Source organism: Streptomyces sp. NPDC001204 (assembly GCF_053598035.1).
Genome location: NZ_JBSFJL010000031.1, coordinates 40,203 through 58,550, shown reverse-complemented (window position 1 = coordinate 58,550; position 18,348 = coordinate 40,203). Strand labels below are relative to the sequence as shown.

The 18,348-nt window shown below is 72.8% G+C and carries 15 protein-coding genes and 2 pseudogenes; 7 read left to right on the top strand and 10 right to left on the bottom strand.

Going from position 1 to position 18,348, the window contains the following annotated elements:
• Window positions 1–45: 45 nt before the first annotated feature.
• The 4 genes and pseudogenes from ACWC91_RS32260 to ACWC91_RS32245 all read left to right on the top strand — a co-directional run bounded on the left by ACWC91_RS32260 (window position 46) and on the right by ACWC91_RS32245 (window position 5,275).
• Window positions 46–1,197: pseudogene (locus ACWC91_RS32260) on the top strand (winged helix DNA-binding domain-containing protein).
• A 521-nt stretch (window positions 1,198–1,718) separates the two neighbouring features.
• Window positions 1,719–2,078: an LLM class flavin-dependent oxidoreductase gene (locus tag ACWC91_RS32255; protein WP_263638080.1), complete on the top strand. Its 360-nt coding sequence runs from the start codon at window positions 1,719–1,721 to the stop codon at window positions 2,076–2,078.
• Window positions 2,079–2,149: 71 nt separating this feature from the next.
• Entirely contained in the window at window positions 2,150–3,247 is a 1,098-nt protein-coding gene (locus ACWC91_RS32250) for a P1 family peptidase (protein WP_450641415.1), read from the top strand.
• A gap of 138 nt (window positions 3,248–3,385) precedes the next feature.
• Window positions 3,386–5,275: an aldehyde dehydrogenase family protein gene (locus tag ACWC91_RS32245; protein ID WP_450641413.1), complete on the top strand. Its 1,890-nt coding sequence runs from the start codon at window positions 3,386–3,388 to the stop codon at window positions 5,273–5,275.
• Between the two features lie 25 nt (window positions 5,276–5,300).
• Here ACWC91_RS32245 and ACWC91_RS32240 read toward each other — a convergent pair whose 3' ends face one another.
• Together ACWC91_RS32240 and ACWC91_RS32235 are read right to left on the bottom strand one after the other, a co-directional pair.
• Entirely contained in the window at window positions 5,301–6,725 is a 1,425-nt protein-coding gene (locus tag ACWC91_RS32240; protein ID WP_281156177.1) for a purine-cytosine permease family protein, read from the bottom strand.
• 158 nt (window positions 6,726–6,883) lie between these two features.
• On the bottom strand, window positions 6,884–8,077 hold the full coding sequence (locus ACWC91_RS32235) for a CaiB/BaiF CoA transferase family protein (protein ID WP_450641411.1): 1,194 nt from the start codon (window positions 8,075–8,077) through the stop codon (window positions 6,884–6,886).
• Window positions 8,078–8,362: 285 nt separating this feature from the next.
• On the opposite strand from ACWC91_RS32235, the gene ACWC91_RS32230 reads away from it, so the two are divergent.
• Window positions 8,363–9,505: an acyl-CoA dehydrogenase family protein gene (locus ACWC91_RS32230; RefSeq protein ID WP_450641410.1), complete on the top strand. Its 1,143-nt coding sequence runs from the start codon at window positions 8,363–8,365 to the stop codon at window positions 9,503–9,505.
• Between the two features lie 32 nt (window positions 9,506–9,537).
• On the opposite strand, the gene ACWC91_RS32225 is transcribed toward ACWC91_RS32230, so the two are convergent.
• Window positions 9,538–9,834, bottom strand: coding sequence for a hypothetical protein (locus tag ACWC91_RS32225; protein WP_450641442.1), 297 nt, complete (start codon window positions 9,832–9,834; stop codon window positions 9,538–9,540).
• Between ACWC91_RS32225 and ACWC91_RS32220 the strand changes: the two are divergent.
• Window positions 9,806–9,925 (top strand): annotated as a pseudogene (locus ACWC91_RS32220) (3-hydroxyacyl-CoA dehydrogenase family protein); the annotation flags it as partial. The gene ACWC91_RS32225 and the pseudogene ACWC91_RS32220 sit on opposite strands and share 29 nt — an antisense overlap.
• 43 nt (window positions 9,926–9,968) lie before the next feature.
• On the opposite strand, the gene ACWC91_RS32215 reads toward ACWC91_RS32220, so the two are convergent.
• The 7 genes from ACWC91_RS32215 to ACWC91_RS32185 all read right to left on the bottom strand — a co-directional run bounded on the left by ACWC91_RS32215 (window position 9,969) and on the right by ACWC91_RS32185 (window position 17,298).
• Window positions 9,969–11,018, bottom strand: coding sequence for an aldo/keto reductase (locus ACWC91_RS32215; protein WP_225077247.1), 1,050 nt, complete (start codon window positions 11,016–11,018; stop codon window positions 9,969–9,971).
• 81 nt (window positions 11,019–11,099) lie between these two features.
• Window positions 11,100–12,761: an HAL/PAL/TAL family ammonia-lyase gene (locus ACWC91_RS32210; RefSeq protein WP_450641407.1), complete on the bottom strand. Its 1,662-nt coding sequence runs from the start codon at window positions 12,759–12,761 to the stop codon at window positions 11,100–11,102.
• A gap of 20 nt (window positions 12,762–12,781) precedes the next feature.
• Entirely contained in the window at window positions 12,782–13,873 is a 1,092-nt protein-coding gene (locus ACWC91_RS32205) for a histidinol-phosphate transaminase (RefSeq protein ID WP_450641405.1), read from the bottom strand.
• A complete protein-coding gene (locus tag ACWC91_RS32200; protein WP_450726136.1) occupies window positions 13,870–14,685 on the bottom strand; it encodes a hypothetical protein in 816 nt (271 codons plus the stop codon). Before ACWC91_RS32200 ends, ACWC91_RS32205 begins: the two co-directional genes overlap by 4 nt.
• Window positions 14,682–15,437: an amino acid ABC transporter ATP-binding protein gene (locus ACWC91_RS32195; RefSeq protein WP_225077307.1), complete on the bottom strand. Its 756-nt coding sequence runs from the start codon at window positions 15,435–15,437 to the stop codon at window positions 14,682–14,684. Before ACWC91_RS32195 ends, ACWC91_RS32200 begins: the two co-directional genes overlap by 4 nt.
• Window positions 15,438–15,445: 8 nt before the next feature.
• The gene (locus ACWC91_RS32190; protein WP_450641051.1) at window positions 15,446–16,405 is read right to left on the bottom strand and encodes an amino acid ABC transporter permease; all 960 of its coding nucleotides are present in this window, start codon (window positions 16,403–16,405) and stop codon (window positions 15,446–15,448) included.
• Window positions 16,402–17,298 carry an ABC transporter substrate-binding protein gene (locus ACWC91_RS32185; RefSeq protein ID WP_450641050.1) on the bottom strand — a complete coding sequence of 299 codons (897 nt, stop codon included), beginning with the start codon at window positions 17,296–17,298 and terminating at the stop codon, window positions 16,402–16,404. The genes ACWC91_RS32190 and ACWC91_RS32185 overlap by 4 nt, the downstream gene beginning before the upstream one ends.
• Window positions 17,299–17,619: 321 nt before the next feature.
• On the opposite strand from ACWC91_RS32185, the gene ACWC91_RS32180 reads away from it, so the two are divergent.
• Window positions 17,620–18,342, top strand: coding sequence for a CBS domain-containing protein (locus ACWC91_RS32180; RefSeq protein ID WP_450641049.1), 723 nt, complete (start codon window positions 17,620–17,622; stop codon window positions 18,340–18,342).
• Window positions 18,343–18,348 lie beyond the last annotated feature (6 nt).

The window sequence follows — 18,348 nt, the reverse complement described above, 5'->3', positions numbered from 1 at the left end:
CCTTGGGCGGGGTTCCCCGCACGACCGCGAGACAAGCTCGGCATGATGACCGGATGGTTACCGCGCGCCCTCAACCGCTCGACCCTCGCCCGTCAGTTGCTGCTCGGCCGGGAACCGCTCACCGCCGCCGACGCGGTGCGGCGCGTGGTCGCTCTCCAGGCACAGCAGCCCGCCTCGCCGTACCTGGCGCTGTGGAACCGGCTCAGCGGCTTCGACCCGGCCGGCCTCGACGCCGCCGTGGCCGGCCACCGGGCGGTCAGGTCGACGCTGATGCGGGTCACGCTGCACATGGTCCACGCGGCGGACTACCCGGCGTTCCGCGAGGCCATGGAGCCGACACTGCGCGCCTCCCGGCTCGGCGACTCCCGTTTCACCGCGACCGGGCTCACCGCGGCCGACGCCGACGCGCTGGTCCCGGGACTGCTGGAGTACGCCTGCCGGCCGCGGTCCGCCGCCGAGGCGCGGGGCCGGGTGGAGGAGTTGCTGGGCGCGCCGGTGGAGCCGGCGGCCTGGCGGATGCTGCGGCAGTACGCGCCGCTGTGGCACGCGCCCACCGGAGGGCCCTGGTCGTTCGGCACGCAGCAGTCGTACATAGCCGCCAGCACGCCGCCGGAGCTGGCCGACCCGGCCGCCGCCGTCGCGGGTCTGCGCACTCTGATACGCCGCTACCTGGAGGGCTTCGGCCCGGCCTCGGTGGCGGACATGGCGCAGTTCGCGCTGGTCCAGCGGACGAGAGTGAGGGCGGCGGTGCAGTCACTCGCCGCCGAACTGGAGCAGTGGGAAGGCCCCGACGGCGCGGTGCTGTACGACATCCCCGGCGCGCCGCGGCCGGCCGAGGACACCCCGGCCCCGCCCCGGCTGATGGCGATGTGGGACAGCATCCTGCTGGCCTAGGCCGACCGCGGCCGCGTCATCCCACCCGCCTACCGCAAGCTGGTGACGCGCGTCAACGGCGACGTGCTGCCCACCCTCCTGGTCGACGGATACGTCGCCGGGGTCTGGCGTCCCGTCGACGGAGGAATCGAGGCCACCGCCTTCCACCCGCTTCCGGAGCACGTCCGGCGCGGGCTGGCCGCTGAGGCCGGATCACTCGTCCTGTTCCTCGCCGACCGCGAGGACACGGTCTACCGGCGCTACGGCCACTGGTGGACGAAGGGGCTCCCGGCCGCCGAGACACGCCTGCTCCACGGCGGCTGAGCCGACGGGCCGGTCCCGCCGCGCTCCCCGCCCGCGGGGAGTCCTGGCGGGCAGCGGCGGCGGGGTGCCCGTGCCGAGCGGCACCCGGCCCCGCCTGTCCGGTGCGATTCGTGCGGTCCTGGCGCCCGTCCCGCTTGTCCGGTGCGATTCGTGCGGTCCTGGCGCCCGTCCCGCTTGTTTGGTGCGATTCGTGCGGTCCTGGCGCCCGTCCCGCTTGTTTGGTGCGATTCGTGCGGTCCCGGCGCCCGTCCCGCTTGTCCGGTGCGACTCGTGCGGCCCTGGCGCCCGTCCCGCTTGTCCGGTGCGACTCGTGCGGTCCCGGAGCCGGCCCCGCTTGTCCGGTGCGACTCGTGCGGTCCCGGAGCCGGCCCCGCTTGTCCGGTGCGACTCGTGCGGTCCCGGAGCCCGTCACGGAAGCTGGTCGGAGGTGACCACCGTGACCGGGGGGCCAACTGCCCGAGCAGCACGAGCCCCTTCGACGACGCCGTGGCCGCGCATCCCGAGGTCCCCGGCCCGACCTCATGGTGCTGCGGCACACGCACGTCCAGGACGACCCCGAGGGGTGGCGCCCGGCCGCAGCCGCGATCTCGAAGTTCTACCGCACGTTCGACGCCTGGTTCGGCAACAGGACGACACCCGTCAACGGATTCCTCGACCCCAGCCCCGAGTCCGAGTTCGCCGAACGCCCCGAGCTCGCACCCGAGTCGCTGCGCCGGACGGTGGTGATCGGCACGCCGGGCGAGATCGTCGAACGGCTGCGCCCCTACGAGGAGCTCGGCGTCGACGAGTTCGGCTTCTGGTGCGACAACAGCCTCCCGCACGAGGAGAAGCGCAAGTCGCTCGAGCTGTTCGTCAAGGAGGTCGTACCGGCTTTCCGGTGACGGGCCGTTCATGCGGCCGGGGCGCCCGCCGCGCGCCGGTCCCGGCCGTACATGACGTAGCGTCCGGTCCTATGGAACCCACGGCTCACCTCCAGTCGGTACAGGGCACCCGGCGCCGGGCCCGTGACCTCGGCATCGTCATCGGGCGGGGCGACACGGGTCCCCTCAACGCGATCACCGATGTGCCGGGCGTCCGGGTCGGGCACGCCACCGTCCGGCGTCCCCCCGATGTGCACAGCGGAGTGACCGCCGTCGTGCCCGGTGCCGTCGGCCCCCACGCGCCGCTGCCCGCGGGAGTGTTCACCGGCAACGGCTACGGCAAGCTCACCGGCACCACCCAGATCACCGAACTCGGCACGCTGGAGACCCCCGTACTGCTCACCTCCACCCTGTCGGCGTTCCGGGTCGCCGACGCCCTGGTCGGGTGGATGCTCGAACGGCCCGGATGCGGCGAGGTGCAGAGCCTCAACCCCGTGGTGGGCGAGTGCAACGACGGCTTCCTGTCCGACATCCGCGCGCGGCCGGTGCACGAGGAGCACGTCCGGGCCGCGCTCGACGGGGCGGCCGGCGGTCCGGTGGCCGAGGGCTGCCTCGGCGCGGGAACCGGCACCGGCGCCCTGGGGTTCAAGGCCGGGATCGGAACCGCCTCGCGCACCCCCGAACTGGGAGGCCGGCGGTACACGGCAGGGGTCCTGGTGCAGGCGAACTTCGGTGGCACGCTGCGGGTGCTCGGCCGCTGCGTCACCCCGCGGTCCCTGGGCCTGACCTGCCACCCGGCGCCGGTCACGGAGACCGGCTCCTGCATGATCGTGGTGGCCACGGACGCCCCCGTCGACGCGCGGCAGCTCACCCGCGTCGCGCGGCGGGCCGTGTTCGCCCTGGCCCGCACGGGCGCGGCCTACAGCCACGGCAGCGGCGACTACGCCATCGCCTTCGGCACCCGGCAGGAGGCGGGCGCCCCGGTGGCGGACGCCGAACTGGGGCCCCTGTTCGAAGCCGTCCTCGACGCCGTCGAGGAGGCGGTGCTCAACTCCCTGCTGGCCGCGACCACGACCACGGGCTTCGGCGGCCGCACACTGCCGGCCCTGCCCGCGGACCGGCTGCTCGACGCCCTCACGGATCCCGCGGCCGCCCCACTGCCAGGCGGCCGGAAACAACCGTCCGGCTGACATGCGATCCGCGGCGGGGAGGCGATAGGCCGCGGCTATCGGCCGCATTCGGCAATCGCGCATTGTGACGGCCCGGTCCTTCGGAGAGCCTGACGACGTCCGGCGGCACGGCCGGCGTGGTCCAGCGAAGGGGAGGGCATGGCACAGTCACAGCACCTTCGGCGCAACTGCATCGACGGACGGTGGGACCCGGCCGAGTCGGGGCAGACCCGCGAGAACATCAACCCGGCCGATGTCACCGACCGGATCGGGGAGTTCGCCGAGTCGGGCGGCGTCGACGTGGACCGCGCGGTCGACGCCGCCACCGCCGCGTCGCCCGGCTGGCGCGCGCTCGGCCCGGTCGAACGAGCCGAGTTCCTCGCCCGGGCCGGGACACTGCTGACCGAGCGGGCCGAGAAGTTCGCCGCCGCCATCACCCGCGAGCAGGGCAAGCTGCTCGCCGATCCCGGAGTCCGCGATTTCCTGAACGGCGGCCGGGGCCGACGTGGCCCGGCTTGCACGGGCCGATTCGTGCTGGTGCACAATCGTCGTGTGCCCGTCACGGTTCCCGACCTCCTCGCCGAACCCGCCCTGGGGCTTCGAGCGCTGAGCAGCCACTGCCATGACGAGGACCGGCGGATCGGCTGGGTGTCCACGACGGAACTGCCGGACCCGACGCCGTTCCTGCGCGGTGACGAACTGGTGATGACGACGGGCATGCTGGACCGGGACGACGCCGAGTGGGTACGGCTGCTCGGCCGTCTTGCGGAGCTTCCGGTGGCCGCGCTCTGCTTCGGCACCGGCCTGGTGCACCAGGACGTGCCGCCCGTCGTCGTCGAGACCGCCGAGCGGGCCGGTCTGGCCCTCCTGGGCTCACCGGTCGAGGTGCCCTTCGCGCAGATCAGCCGGTGGGTGGCCGACCGGATCTTCGCGGAGCGCTACGACGCGGTGCGATCGGCCGTCGTCCTCCAGGACCAGCTGGTCCGGGAGCTGCTGTCCGGTCACGGGCTGCGCGGGCTGCTGCGGCGGCTGCACCGCGAACTGGGTGCGGGGCCGGTGGCCGTGGTCGAGCCGGGTGGGCGCGTGCTGGCGCGCCATCCCTCCTCGTCCGAGTGGCCGCGGGCCGGTGGGGACGAGGGGATGGCGGACGACGCGGGGACGTCCGTGCCGATCGTGGTGGACGGCGTGCCGGTCGCGTGGTTGCGCACCCGGCTGGGCACGGTGCGGCAGGACGTGCTGTCGTTCGCCACGAGCATCATCGGCCTCGAGGTGGCCCGTCACCAGGCCGTGCTCAACGGCCGGCGGGAGCTGCTGGGCCAGCTCCTCGAGGACGTCCTGCACCGCACGGTCTCCGACGCCGACGCCCGCCGCCGGCTGACGGCGTACGGCCTCGCGGTGGAGGGGCCGCACGTGGTCGTGGTCGCCCGGGTCGGCGGCGCCCCCGGACGGCTGCGCAGCCTGCCGTGGACGCTGGGGCCGCTCCTGGAGCGTGAGGGCGACCGGCTGCCCACCGCCCTGATCGACGACACGGTGATGGTGATCGTGCCCGAAGGCGTCGACGCCGCGGCCGCCGCCCGTACCGTCGCGGACCACCTGACCGTGCTGGACCCGGGGGTCCGCGTGGGCGTGGGCGAGCCGCGACGCGGCGTGGCCGGGCTGCGGCTCGGCTACTTCGAGGCGCGCCAGGCGGCGCAGGCCGGCCCCGGGGTGCACCGGGCGGCGCCGCTGAGCATCGCCGGACTGCTGATGGGCAATCTGGACCTGCCGCTGCGGGAGCTGGGCCATGCCGTGCTCGCGCCGCTGCTGCGGCACGACGAGGAACAGCGGGCCGAGCTGGTCGCCACGCTGCGGTCGTACCTCGCCCACGACTGCGGGTCCGCCGCGACCGCTCGGGAGCTGACGCTCCACCGCAACAGCCTGCGCTACCGGCTTCGGCTGATCGAGCAGCTCACCGGACGTGACCTCGACCGCCTGGCCGACCGCACGGAGCTGTGGCTGGCCCTCCTGGCGCTGGAGGCCGACCCCGCCGGCACACCGCCCGGGCAGTGAGCGGACGCGCCCGCCTTCGCCGCCGTCAGGGGGTGGGGGAGGGGGAAGCGGTCCTCGTCCCCGGCTCGGTGGTGAGGATCATGCGGTCCGGTACGTGGGCGGTGTCGCGGCGGGCCGTGAGCCAGTAGAGGAAGGCGGGGACGGCCAGGCCGACGATCCAGGAGATGTCCGTGCCGCCGAGCGGCTTCACCAGTGGGCCGGTGTAGAAGCTGGTGGCCAGGAACGGCAGTTGGGCCAGAAGGCCGATGCCGTAGACGATGAGTGCCTTGACGCGCCAGGCGCCGTAGCGGCCGTGGGGGTCGCTCAGGGCGGGCAGGTCGTAGCGCTCCTTGGCGATCAGGTAGTAGTCCACCAGGTTGATCGCCGACCAGGGGGTGAAGGCGGTGAGCAGGAAGAGCAGGAAGTCCTTGAACGAGGTCAGGAAGCTGTCCTTGCCCAGGAGGGCGACCGCGGTTCCCGCGATCATGATCCCGGCGATGTAGGCGGCGCGGCCGCGGGTGGACAGCGCGCGCTGCCCGCGGAAGCCGCTGATGCCGGTGACCATCGACATGAAACCGCCGTAGGTGTTGAGCACGTTCACCGTCAGCTTGCCCAGGGCGATGACGAAGTACAGGAACGAGGCCGCGAGGCCCGCGCCGCCCAGGCCGACGACGTAGCCGACCTGGTTGTCGACGAAGGCGCTGCCTGCCGCGGCCGCCGCGAGCGCGCCGAACGTCATGGACCACTGGGAGCCGAGGGCCGAACCGCCGAGGGTCCACCAGAAGGTGGCGCGGGGAGAGGTGGAGCGGGGCAGGTAGCGCGAGTAGTCGGCGACGTAGGGGCCGAAGGCGAGCTGCCAGGAGGCGGACAAGGAGACGGCGAGAAGGAACAGCGGCAGGTCGAAGGAGCGGTTGGCGAGCAGGGTGCTCAGTTCGGCGTGCTCCAGGAGGCGGATGCCGAGGTAGACGAAGGCGACTGCGCACACGACGCTGGCCACCCGTCCCAGGGTGTGGATGAGCCGGTAGCCGACGAGCGTGGTGACCGCGGTGACGACGGCGAAGATCACGATGCCGGTGGTGTCGCCGAGGTGGGTGAGTTCGCCGACCGCCTGGCCGGCCAGCACGCTGCCGCTGGCGAAGAAGCCGACGTACATCACGATGACCAGAATCAGCGGGACGACGGCTCCGCGGACGCCGAACTGGGCCCGGCTGGAGATCATCTGCGGCAGGCCGAGGCGCGGTCCCTGGGCGGAGTGCAGGGCCATCACCGCGCCGCCCAGCAGGTTGCCGAGCAGCAGACCGATGATCGACCAGAAGGCGCCCCCGCCGAAGACGACGGCGAGCGCGCCGGTGACGACCGCGGTGATCTGGAGGTTCGCGCCCAGCCAGAGAGTGAACTGGCTGAACGCGCTGCCGTGCCGTTCGGCGTCGGGGACGACATCGATCGAGCGTTGTTCGACCACGCCTGTCATGGATATGCCCTCTTCCACGGATCCGCTTCTGACATGCATAAGGTCATTCAGAATGGGATCGGATGAATGAGAGGTCAATACTTTGCTGCAAAATATGGGCTGAGGATTGCCTGGGCCGGGTGGCGGGGCCCGAACCTACGGGCGGTGGCCGCCCTGCCTCACCGACGGCTCCGGTCCCGGTCCTCGTGGAGCCACTGCCCGACGACCGCGTCGGCGTGCTCGCCGAGAGCCGGGCTCGGAGCCGCCGTCCCGGGGGCTCCGGAGGCGCTGCCCGCCCCGTCCGTCGTGCCGTCCGGCCCGAACCGCGCCGGCTGGCGCAGGTACGGCGTGCGGCCCAGTACGGGGTGGTCGAACTCGCCGACGAGCCCGCGCGCGCGGATCTGCTCGCTGTTCACCGCATCGGTCAGGTCCCAGATCGGGGCGGCCGGGACCCCCGCCGCCCGCGCCGACTCCAGGGCCTGCTCCGTGGTCAGTCCGGCGGACCACCGCTCGGTGATCTCCCGCACCCGCTCGATGTGGTGCGCCCGGGCGGCGTCGTCGCGGAACCGCGGGTCCGACGGCATGTCGGGCCGCCCCACCATCCGGGCGAACCGGGCGAACACCGCCTCGCCGGCGACCGCGATCGCCACCAGGCCGTCGGCGGTCCGATAGGTGTCGAACGGGGTGGACACCGGATGCCGGTTGCCGACCCGGCCGGGCAGGCCTCCGGTCGCCGTGAGCAAACTCATCGCGGTCACCTGGAGCGACACCAGGGAGTCGAGCATGGCCACGTCGATGTACCGGCCCCGGCCGCTGCGCTCCCGATCGAACAGCGCGGCGTTGATGGCCCACGAGGCGAACAGTCCGGCCACCAGGTCGCCGACCGACTCGCCGACCCTGGTGGGCGGACCCTCGGGCGTGCCGGTGCCGGCCATCAGGCCGGACATGGCCTGGACGATCAGGTCGTAGGCGGGGTGCTCCCGCATCGGGCCGCTCTGCCCGAAGCCGGAGATGCTCGCGTAGACCAGACGCGGGTTGGCCGCGCGGAGCGTGGCGTGGTCGATGCCGAGCCGCCGGGCGACCCCGGGGCGGTAGTTCTCGACGAAGACGTCCGCCTGCCCGGCCAGCCGCAGCAGCAGCGCGTGGTCGTCGGGGTCCTTCAGATCGAGGGCGATGCTGCGCTTGCCGCGGTTGAGCTGGGCGAAGTACACGCTCTCGCCCTTCCGGAACGGCCCGAGGTGCCGGGCGTCGTCGCCGCCGGGCGGCTCGACCTTGACCACGTCGGCGCCGAGGTCCGCCAGCAGGGCCGTGCAGTACGGGCCGGCCAGCACCCGGCTCAGGTCGAGCACGCGCAGGCCGCGCAGAACAGTCATGGCTTCACGCCTTTCGGTCGGGGCGGCCGGATCACGCCGCGGCATGCGGAACGTAAGCCGGGGGCCTTCGGGGGGTCGATGTGCGGCTGCACGAAGATCCGCCGGATCGTCGTGCACGCGCACATTGGCGCGGCGGGCGGTTCTGCGCCGCAATGGAGCCGGGCCCGCGCCCGATCGGCACTCCGGCACTCCGGCACTGCGGCGCCCGACTCTCCGGCACTCCGCCACCCGACTCTCCGCCAGTCCGCCAGTCCGCCCCCCGACTCTCCGACCGAGGAGCACTCCATGACGACGCCGTACCTGCTGCCCCCGATGTACGACGAGTTCCGCGCCGCGGCCCGTGCCGTCGCCGAGAAGGAACTGGGCCCCCGGGCCGCGGAGGTCGACGCGCGGGGCGGGTTCCCGTACGAGAACTACGACACACTGGTGTCCGCCGGGCTGCACGCACCCGGCATCCCGGAGGAGTACGGCGGCGACGGTGTCGACGCCCTCGCCGCGGCCCTCGCCGTCGAGGAGGTCGCCCGGGTGTGCGCCTCCTCGTCCACCGTCCAGACGTCCAACAAGCTCGGCGTGGTCCCGCTGCTGCTGGCCGGCACGGAGCGGCAGCGGCAGCGCTACCTGCCCGAAGTGGCCTCCGGAGAGGCGCTGATGGCCTACGCCATCAGCGAGCGGGAGGCGGGCAGCGACGTCGCCGCGATGCGCTGCCGTGCGACGGCCGACGGGGACGGCTGGGTCCTGGACGGCGTCAAGACCTGGATCACCTCGGCCGGTGTGGCCAGGTACCTCATCGTCTTCGCGGTCACGGACCCCGACGCGGGCTCCCGCGGCATCTCGGCGTTCGTCGTCCACGCGGACGACGCCGGCATCGACTACGGGGCGCCCGAGCGGAAGATGGGGCTGAAGGGCTCCGTCACCCGCGAGGTGTACTTCGACGGCTGCCGGATCCCCGGCGACCGCCTGCTCGGCGAGCGCGGCAGGGGGCTCCGGCTGGCGCTGGCGACCCTGGACCACACCAGGGTCTCGGTCGGCGCCCAGGCGCTCGGCATCGCTCAGGGCGCCCTCGACGCCGCGGTCGGCCATGTCCGGGAGCGGCGGCAGTTCGGCAAGGCCGTCGCCGACTTCCAGGGCGTGCAGTTCATGCTCGCCGACATGGCGATGAAGGTGGAGTCGGCACGGCAGATGGTCTACGCCGCCGCGGCCCGCAGCTCGGCCGGATCGCCCGACCTGACGTACTTCGGCGCGGCCGCCAAGTGCCTCGCCTCCGACACCGCCATGGCCGTGACGACCGACGCGGTGCAACTGCTCGGCGGCTACGGCTACACGAAGGACTTCCCCGTCGAGCGCATGATGCGCGATGCGAAGATCACCCAGATCTACGAGGGGACCAACCAGATCCAGCGCATCGTGGTGGCCCGCAACCTGCCGTAGCCCCCCGGCCCATCACAGGACCGGGGACCGGCTCATGTGCGGGTGAAGACGGACTGGGCCAGGCCGGCCACGCGCGTCGGGCGGCCCAGCAGCGCGACCTCGCGGAACCGCCAGAGCAGCGCGCCGGTGGGCGGGTGGACCACCATCCCGCGGGGCAGCGGCAGTTGGAGGAGCGGTCGCCCGTCGTCGGCGGTGCGCCGGCGGGGGACGTCCGGGTCGGTGAGCCTGTGCAGGGGGATCGGGTGCAGGGAGTGGACCTCGCGCCGGTCGCGTGCCGGGGTCACCGGTGCCACGCAGGCGATCGCCCAGTCCCTGTACGCCGAGTTCAAGGAGCCGTTGTACGCTCCGCCCCCGCTGCTGCAGCGCATGGTGGAGGCCGGCCACCTCGGCAGGAAGACCGGCCGCGGCTTTCGTCTCTACCCGACGGCCTGGGCCCGCCCCCGTCGCGACGGACGGCCGAACCTCACACGGCGGACCGGGACTCGGCCGGGCGTCGCCTCAGCGCCGGTACGGCGAGAGACGGCGGAGTCCAGACGCCGTCAGGGGGGTAGACGTCGGTTCCGGGCGGCACGATGTCGTCGAGCCGGTCGAGTACGGCGTCGTCCAGCACCACGGACCTGCCCTTGAGCGTGCTGAGCAGTTGCTCCATCGTGCGCGGGCCGATGATCACCGACGTGACGGCGGGATGCGCGAGCGGGAAGGCGATGGCCAACTCCGGCAGTGAGCAGCCGACTTCCCGGGCCACTTCGACGAGCTGCTCGACGATCTCCAGTTTGGCGGCCGTGCGCGGCGCCGACGGATCGAAGCGGTCGGGGTGCAGGGTGGGGCGTCCGCTGCTCAGATCGAGGGCCCGGCCCCTGCGGTAGCGACCGGTCAGGAACCCGGAGGCCAACGGACTCCAGGTCAGCACCCCCATGCCCAGGCGCTCCGCCACCGGCAGCACATGCCGCTCGACGCCGCGGGCCAGCAGCGAGTACGGCGGCTGCTCGGTGCGGAACCGCTGGAGCCCCCGCCGGTCGGCCACGTGGTACGCCTCCACGATCTCGTCGGCGGGGAAGGTGGAGCAGCCGAACGCCCTGATCTTGCCCTGGCGCACCAGATCGGTGAGGGCCGAGAGCGTCTCCTCGATGTCGGTCGTGTGGTCCGGCCGGTGCACCTGGTACAGGTCGATCCAGTCCGTTCCCAGCCGCCGCAGACTGTCCTCCACCTCCCGGAAGATCCAACGCCGTGAGTTGCCACCGCGGTTGGGACCGTCCCCCATGGGGAAGTGGACCTTGGTCGCGAGCACCACGTCGTCGCGTCGGCCCTTCAGCGCCTTGCCGACGATCGTCTCCGACTCCCCGGCCGAGTACATGTCGGCCGTGTCGACGAAGTTGATCCCCTCGCCCAGCGCGGCGTGGATGATCCGGACGCACTCGTCGTGGTCGGCATTGCCGACGGACCCGAACATCATCGTGCCGAGGCAGTACGGGCTGACCTCGATACCGGTCCCGCCCAGAACGCGGTGGCGCATACGACTCTCCTTGGATGGGCCCCACTTGGACGGGCCGACCCTACGAATTGGAGTCCTCTCCAAGGCAAGCGCGGCCCACGCTCAGGGTGCTCCTTCAGGGTGCACGGCCCGTACGGCCTCGACGACGGAGCCGCTGTGCACCAGGTCGACGGCCGCACGGACCCGGGGGTACAGGACGACGTCCCGCGTGATGTGGTCGATGGGCCGTCCATCGGCGGACCGCGTGGTGCGTACGAGTTCCAGGACCGCCCGGCTCGCGCCGGACAGCACCGAGGCGTCGGCGGCCTGTTCGGCCAGGCGCAGTTCGAGTGCCTGCGCGGCCATCAGCAGCTCGATGCCGATGACGGCCTCGATGTTGGCGACCACCTGCCGGGCGTGCCGGCCGGCGTTGTTCGCCATCGAGACGTGGTCCTCCTGGTTCGCGCAGGTCGGGATCGAGTCGACGCTGTCGGGATGGGCCAGCGTCTTGCAGTCCGACACCAGCGCGGCCGCGAGGTACTGCGGCAGCATGTAGCCGCAGTCCATGCCCACCTTCTCGCTGGCGACGAGCATGTCCGGCAGCCCGCGGTTGAGGGAGCCGTCGTCGAGGCGGAACAGCCTGCGCTCGGCGATGCTGCCGATCTCGGTGACGGCGATGGCGAGGAAGTCCGCGGCGAACGCGAGGTACTGGGCGTGGAAGTTGCCGCCCGAGACCGCCTTGAGGCCACGGGTCGCCGGCAGGTCCGGGAACACGAGCGGGTTGTCGGTGGCCGCGTTGATCTCGGTCTCCACGATGCCGTGCACGAAACGCAGGGTGTCGCGGACCGGTCCGAGCACCTGCGGTGTGCAGCGCAACGAGTACGCGTCCTGCGGCGGCCGCCGGACCGGGTCGCGGTCCACGTCGCCGTCGATCAGGCCGCTGTCGCCGAGCAACTGCCGGATGCGGGCCGCGGACTCGATCTGGCCGCGGTGCCCGCGGGCCTGGTGGATCTGCGGGAGGAACGCGTCCCCGAAGCCCATCAGCGCCTCGATGGACATCGCCGCGGTGATCTCGGCGGTGGCGAGCAGGTTCCGCGCGTCCGCGAGGGCGAGGGCCACCTGCGCCGTGGAGAACGACGTGCCGTTGGTCAGGGCGAGGCCCTCCTTCGCGCGCAGCGCGATCCGCTCGATCCCGGCGTGGCGCATGGCCTCGAGACCGCTCACGATCTCGCCGTCCCAGAACGCCTCGCCGCTGTCGAGTTCGACGTCCTCGCCGGCCGGACGCGACAGCACGATCGCCAGGTGGGCCAGCGGGATGAGGTCACCGCTGGCGCCCAGCGAGCCGTATTCGGGGACCGCCGGGTGCACCCCGGCGTCGAGCATCCGCGCGAGGGTCTCGGGCAGGTCGGGCCGGACGGCCGAGTGACCGCGGGTCAGGCTCGCGGCCCGGATCAGCATGGCGGCGCGCACCACCTCCTCGTCCAGATGACGGCCCACCCCGCTGGCGTTGGAGACGATCAGCCGGCGGGACAGCTCGGCGGCGTCCTCGGCGGTGGCGAACGCCTGCCGTCCGGCCAGCGAACCGAAGCCGGTGTTGACGCTGTAGATCGGCTCCACCGGCTCGCCGGCCCGCATGCCCTCGACGATCGAGTCGACCCACTGCTCGCTCGCACGCATGGCTTTCACGGCGCTCTCGCCGACGACGACCCGACGGCCGCCGCGCGCGACGGCGAGGAGATCGTCGAGGGAAACGGGCGCTTCGCCCAAGGTCAATGGCTCGGTCATGGGTTCCTCCTGCGCAGAGGCTACGTGCCGTGTCGGGGGCCGCAATCGGCTGTTCTCAGGGGGTGAGAACAGCGCCGGGCCGCGGCGACCACCTCGGCGTTGGCGTCCTCGTCGCCGACGGTGATCCGCACGCCCTCACCGGGGAACACGCGCACGCCGATGCCGGCGAGCGTGCACTGCCGCAGGAACTCCCGGCTCACGTCCCCGAACGGCAGCCAGACGAAGTTGGTCCCGGACGCCGGCACCTCCAGGCCCGCCGCGCGCAGCTCCGCGACGAGCCGGTCCCGCGAGCCGGTGAGCCGCCGTACCCGACGCGCCGTCGGCTCCGGCTCGTCCAGGGTCGCCAGCGCGGCGGCGAGCGCGGGCGCGCTCAGCCTGAACGGCAGCGCCACGCGCCGGGCGGCGTCGAGCACCGCCGGGTCGGCCACGCAGTATCCGGCCCGCAGACCGGCGAGGGCGTAGGCCTTGGAGAACGTCCGCAGCACGGCGACGTTCGGATACGCCCGCTGAAGCCGCACCCCGTCGTCGGTCCCGCCCGCCGGCACGAACTCGCGGTAGGCCTCGTCCACGACGATCAGCACGTCCTCCGGAACGGCCGCGACGAAGGCGGCCAGGGCGCCCGGCGGCAGCACGGTCGAGGTCGGGTTGTTGGGATTGCAGACGAGGATCACGCGCACGTCGGGCGTCAGCGCCGCCGCGACCGCGGACAGGTCGGGCGCCGAGTCGCGCAGCGGCACCTCCAGCGGGGTCGCGCCCGCGGCGGCGACCAGGATCGGGTAGGCCTCGTAGGAGCGCCACGCGTAGGCGACCCGGTCCCCGGGGCCGGCGAACGCGCGCACCAGCTGCTCCAGCACCGCGATGGAGCCACCGCCGGCGAGCACCTGCTCCGGGCGGACTCCCAGGTGCCCGGCGAGGCGCGTCTCGAGTTCGGCGGGCCGCAGCGGCGGGTAGCGGTGGGCGGCGCCGGCACTGGCCGCGATCGCGGCCCGCACCGCGGCCGACGGCGGGAACGGCGACTCGTTGGAACCCAGCCGGTGCGTCGGCTCGTCCCCGGCCCGGCCACCGCCGTAGGCGGGCAGACGGAGAACTTCCGCACGGGGGCGCGGCGTCATGCGGCCACCACCCCACCTGGGTTCAGGCCGCCGCAGGCGAACGCCTCGTCGGGGGGCAGGCTATGGCGGATGGGTGCCTCGCTGGGGAGGAGGTTGTGGCGGGTGGGTGCCTCGTCGGGGTGCAGGTTGTGGCGGGTGGGTGCCTCGCCGGGAAGCAGACCATGGCGGGCGACGGCCCCACCGGGGAGCAGGCCGCCGCAGGCGAACGCCTCGTCGGGGTGGGGGCTGTGGCGGGTGGGTGCCTCGTCGGGTGCGGGTACCTTGCCGGGGAGCATGTCATGACGGGAGGGCATCTCGACGGGGGGCAGGCCAGCGAGGGCCTCGCCGGGGTGCAGGCCGCCGCAGGCGAACGCCTTGTCGGGGTGGGGGCTGTGGCGGGTGGGTGCCTCGTCGGGTGCGGGTACCTTGCCGGGGAGCATGTCATGACGGGAGGGCATCTGGACGGGGGGCAGGCCACGGCGGGCGAGGGTCTCGCCGGGGAGCAGGCCATGGCGGACAACGGCCCCACCGGGGAGCAGGCCATGGCGGACAACGGCCCCACCGGGGAGCAGGCCATGGCGGACAACGGCCCCACCGGGGAGCAGGCCGGCGCGGGCAGGAACCGCGACCCGTCGGCTGCGGGTGGCCTCCGTCCCGGTCGTCGCGCCGGGATCCGCGCGCCGGGCGGGCGGGATCCGGCCGGGGCCGGACGGGGCCGGGCCGTGGCAGCGGCGGGCACGCCGCTCCCCGGCGGCCCGGACCGTCCGCGCGTACCCGCCGGGCGCCTCCCGCAGCCGGACGCCGGCTCCGCGTCCACTCCCGCGCGCGCTCACGCCAGGACCTTCGACAGGAAGGTACGGGTGCGTTCGTGCCGCGGGTCGCCCAGCACCGCGGCGGGCGGACCGCTCTCCACGAGCACGCCGTCGGACATGAAGTGCGCGACGTCGGCGACCTCGCGCGCGAAGGCCATCTCATGGGTCACCACGATCATGGTCATGCCGCCCTCGGCCAGGTCACGCATCACGTCCAGCACCTCGCCGACGAGCTCCGGGTCGAGCGCCGAGGTGGGCTCGTCGAACAGCATCAGCGCCGGACGCATGGCCAGCGCCCGGGCTATCGCCACGCGCTGCTGCTGCCCGCCCGACAACTGGCCCGGGTAATGCCGCGCCTTGTCGGCCAGACCCACCCGTTCCAGCAGCTGATGCGCCTCGTCCAGCACGTCCCGTCGGCGCGCCCCCTTGACGGTGACCGGGCCTTCCAGCACGTTCTCCAGCGCGGTGCGGTGCGGGAAGAGGTTGAACTGCTGGAACACCATGCCGATCCGCGCCCGGCGGCGGGCCACCTCACGATCCGTCAGCTCGTGCAGCCGGTGACCGACGCGGCGGTAGCCGACGAGGTCGCCGTCGACCGACATGCGCCCGGCGTCGAGCTTCTCCAGGTGGTTGATGCAACGCAGGAAGGTGCTCTTGCCCGAGCCGGACGGGCCGAGCAGGCAGGCGACCTCTCCTCGGGCGACCCGCATGCTCACTCCGCGCAGCACTTCGACGTGACCGAACGACTTGTGCACGTCACTGGCTTCGAACATGGGCTCACTCATGACGCGCTCCGCAGTGACGTGGTGGCTTCGACGGGGGCGGCGGGCCGAGCGCGCAGCAGCCGCGACGGCCGGGTCCGGCGCGAGGAGGTGACCTGGAAGCCGCGCCCGAAGTGCCGTTCGACGTAGTACTGCGCGAGGGAGAGCACCGCCGTGATCGTCAGGTACCACAACGCCGCGACGATCAGCAGGGGAATGGTCTGGAAGGTGCGGGAGTAGATCAGCGACGCGGAGGTGAGCAGTTCGGCGTAGCCGATCACCAGCACCAGCGAGGTGTACTTCAGCATGCCGATGGTCTCGTTGCCGGTCGGAGGGATGATCACCCGCATGGCCTGGGGCAGCACGACGCGGCGCATCACCTGGCCCCGGCTCATGCCGATCGCCTGCCCCGCCTCGGTCTGGCCGCGCGGCACGGCGAGGATGCCGGAGCGGACGATCTCGCTCATGTACGCGCCCTCGTTGAGGCCGAGGCCCAGGGTGGCCGCGAGGAACGGCGTGATCAGGGTGTTCGTGCCGGCCGAGGCGAGCTCCGGCCCGAACGGGATCCCGATCGAGATCCGGGGCAGCAGCGCTGAGAGGTAGAACCAGAACAGCAACTGCACCAGCAGGGGCGTCCCGCGGAAGAACCACGAGTACAGCCAGGCCACCTTGGACAGGACGGGGTTGGGGGAGAGCCGCCCGATCGCCACCACGATCCCGATCACCAGCCCCATCACCATGGCGATGCCGGTGAGTTCGAGCGTGCGTGCGACGCCGGTGAGGATCGGCTCGGAGAACAGGTACCGCCACACCACCGGCCACTCGAGCCGCTCGTTCGTGACGAGCAGGTGCAGGGCCATCGCGGCGAGCACGGCGAGAGTCAGCAGGGCGAGCCAGCGCCCCGGGTGGCGGGCCGGTACGACCGCCTCGCCCCCCTGACCGGCCGGCCGCGCCCCGACGGTGGACGCGGGGTCGCTCATGAGGTCACCCCGTTGACGGGGAAGCTGTCCAGCGCGCCCGTGTCCTGGCCGTACTTGGCCAGGATCTTCCGGTAGGTGCCGTCCTGCGCCAGCCGCTCCAGTGCCTTGGCGAAGGCCTGCTCGAGTGCCGTGTCGCCCTTGCGGAAGACGATGCCGAAGCTGCCGCTCTCGTACGGCGGGAGCATCGTGAACGCGCCCGTCTGCCGGGCCACGTAGCCACCCGCGGTCGAGTCGATCAGGGCCGCGTCGGCCCGTCCGCTCTGGAGGGCGAGCACCATCTGGTTCTGCCCGGGGAAGACGGAGATCGCCGGCGCGGGCCTGCCGTTCGCCCGGCACTTCTTGATCCGGTCCTGGCCGTCCTGGACCTCGGTCGTCCCCTTGTCGATGGCCACCTTCAGACCGCAGAGGTCGTCGAGTGCGGACACCTTGTGGGGGTTGTCCTTGGGCAGCATGATGCCGCCGCCGGCCTTGAGGTAGTCGACGAAGTCGACCTGCTTCTGCCGCTCGACGGTGTCGGACATCGCCGACATCGCCAGGTCGTAGCGCTTGGCGGCCAGGCCGGGGATGATCGCGTCGAACGCGGTGTTGTGGAAGACCAGCTTGACGCCCAGCAACTTCTCGAATTCGTCCGCGAGTTCACGGTCGACGCCCTGCACCGTGGTGTTGTCGGCCGCGTAGGACTCGAACGGCGGGTATTCGATGTCGCTGGCGACGTCGAGGGTCGTCTTCCCGGCCGCCGCGTTCCGCATGAGCGAGTGCAGCGGCGCGTTCGTGGCGGCGGGGCGGTCCGGTGGTGCTTTCGTGGCGGAGCCGCAGGCGGCCAGCAGGCAGGCGCCGGCGGTGGCCAGGACGAGCGCGGTACAGGACGCGCCCCGACGGCGGGAAAGAGGCATGGACGGCTCCTGTCGAAGTCCTCGGCGCGCGGTCCGCGTGCCGCGGTGAAGCGGCGGGGACGGCGCGGGCCCTGTCGGCCGGCCACCGGTTCGCGCTCCGGTGCGCGGGGTGCGCGGGACGGCGGCTCGGTGCCTGGAAGTTAGGGCGGCGACCGGCAGGCGCCAACGAGCCGTTCTCAGCGGGCGAGAATCCGCCATCGGCCGAAACGGGTGACCGCGCGGGGCACGAAGGGACTTTCGGGGTCCCGGCAGGGACTGTTCGGCCTCAGCGGCAAGGCGGTGCGTGCGGTGGACTGGAGGCGACAGGAAGGGCGCCGAGTGATGAGACGACGCAGCGTGGGCGAGTTGATGAGCCCCACCGCCGTGAGTGTGCGACCGGGCACGGCGTTCAAGGAGATCGCACGTGTCCTCGACGAGTACGACATCACCGCCGTCCCGGTGGTCGACGACGAGGACCGGCCGATAGGAGTGGTGTCCGAGGCGGACCTGCTCCGCAGGCAGACGTGCGGAGGCGCCGGGAGGAACGCGGGGGAGCTGATGACGAGCCCCGCTGTGGTCGCGGAGCCGGACTGGCACGCCGTGCGTGCCGCAAGGACCATGGAGCGGCACAAGGTCAAGCGCCTGCCGGTGGTGGACGGCGGCGGCCGGCTGATCGGCGTGATCAGCCGCAGCGACCTGGTGCGGCTGTTCCTGCGCCGGGACCGCGAGATCCAGCAGGAGATCCTGGAGGGCGTCATCGTACGGACGCTGGGCCTGCGGCCTTCGGCGCTGGCGGTCGAGGTCGCCGAGGGCCGGGTCGTGCTCAGCGGCACAGTGGAGCGCAGGAGCCTGATCCCGGTCACCGTGTGGCTGTGCGACAGCGTCGACGGCGTGGTGGAGGTGGTGAACCGGCTCGGCTTCGACCGGGACGACACCCTGAACCCTCCGGCGGTACGCGGCGGTTCGGCTCGTTCGGAGGCCGGTGTGCGCACGGCGCCGGGTGGTGGGCACGGCCTGTCGTCGGTGCTGTCACCGCCCCGGCTCCGCTTCGGACGCCGCCGGTGAGCCGCC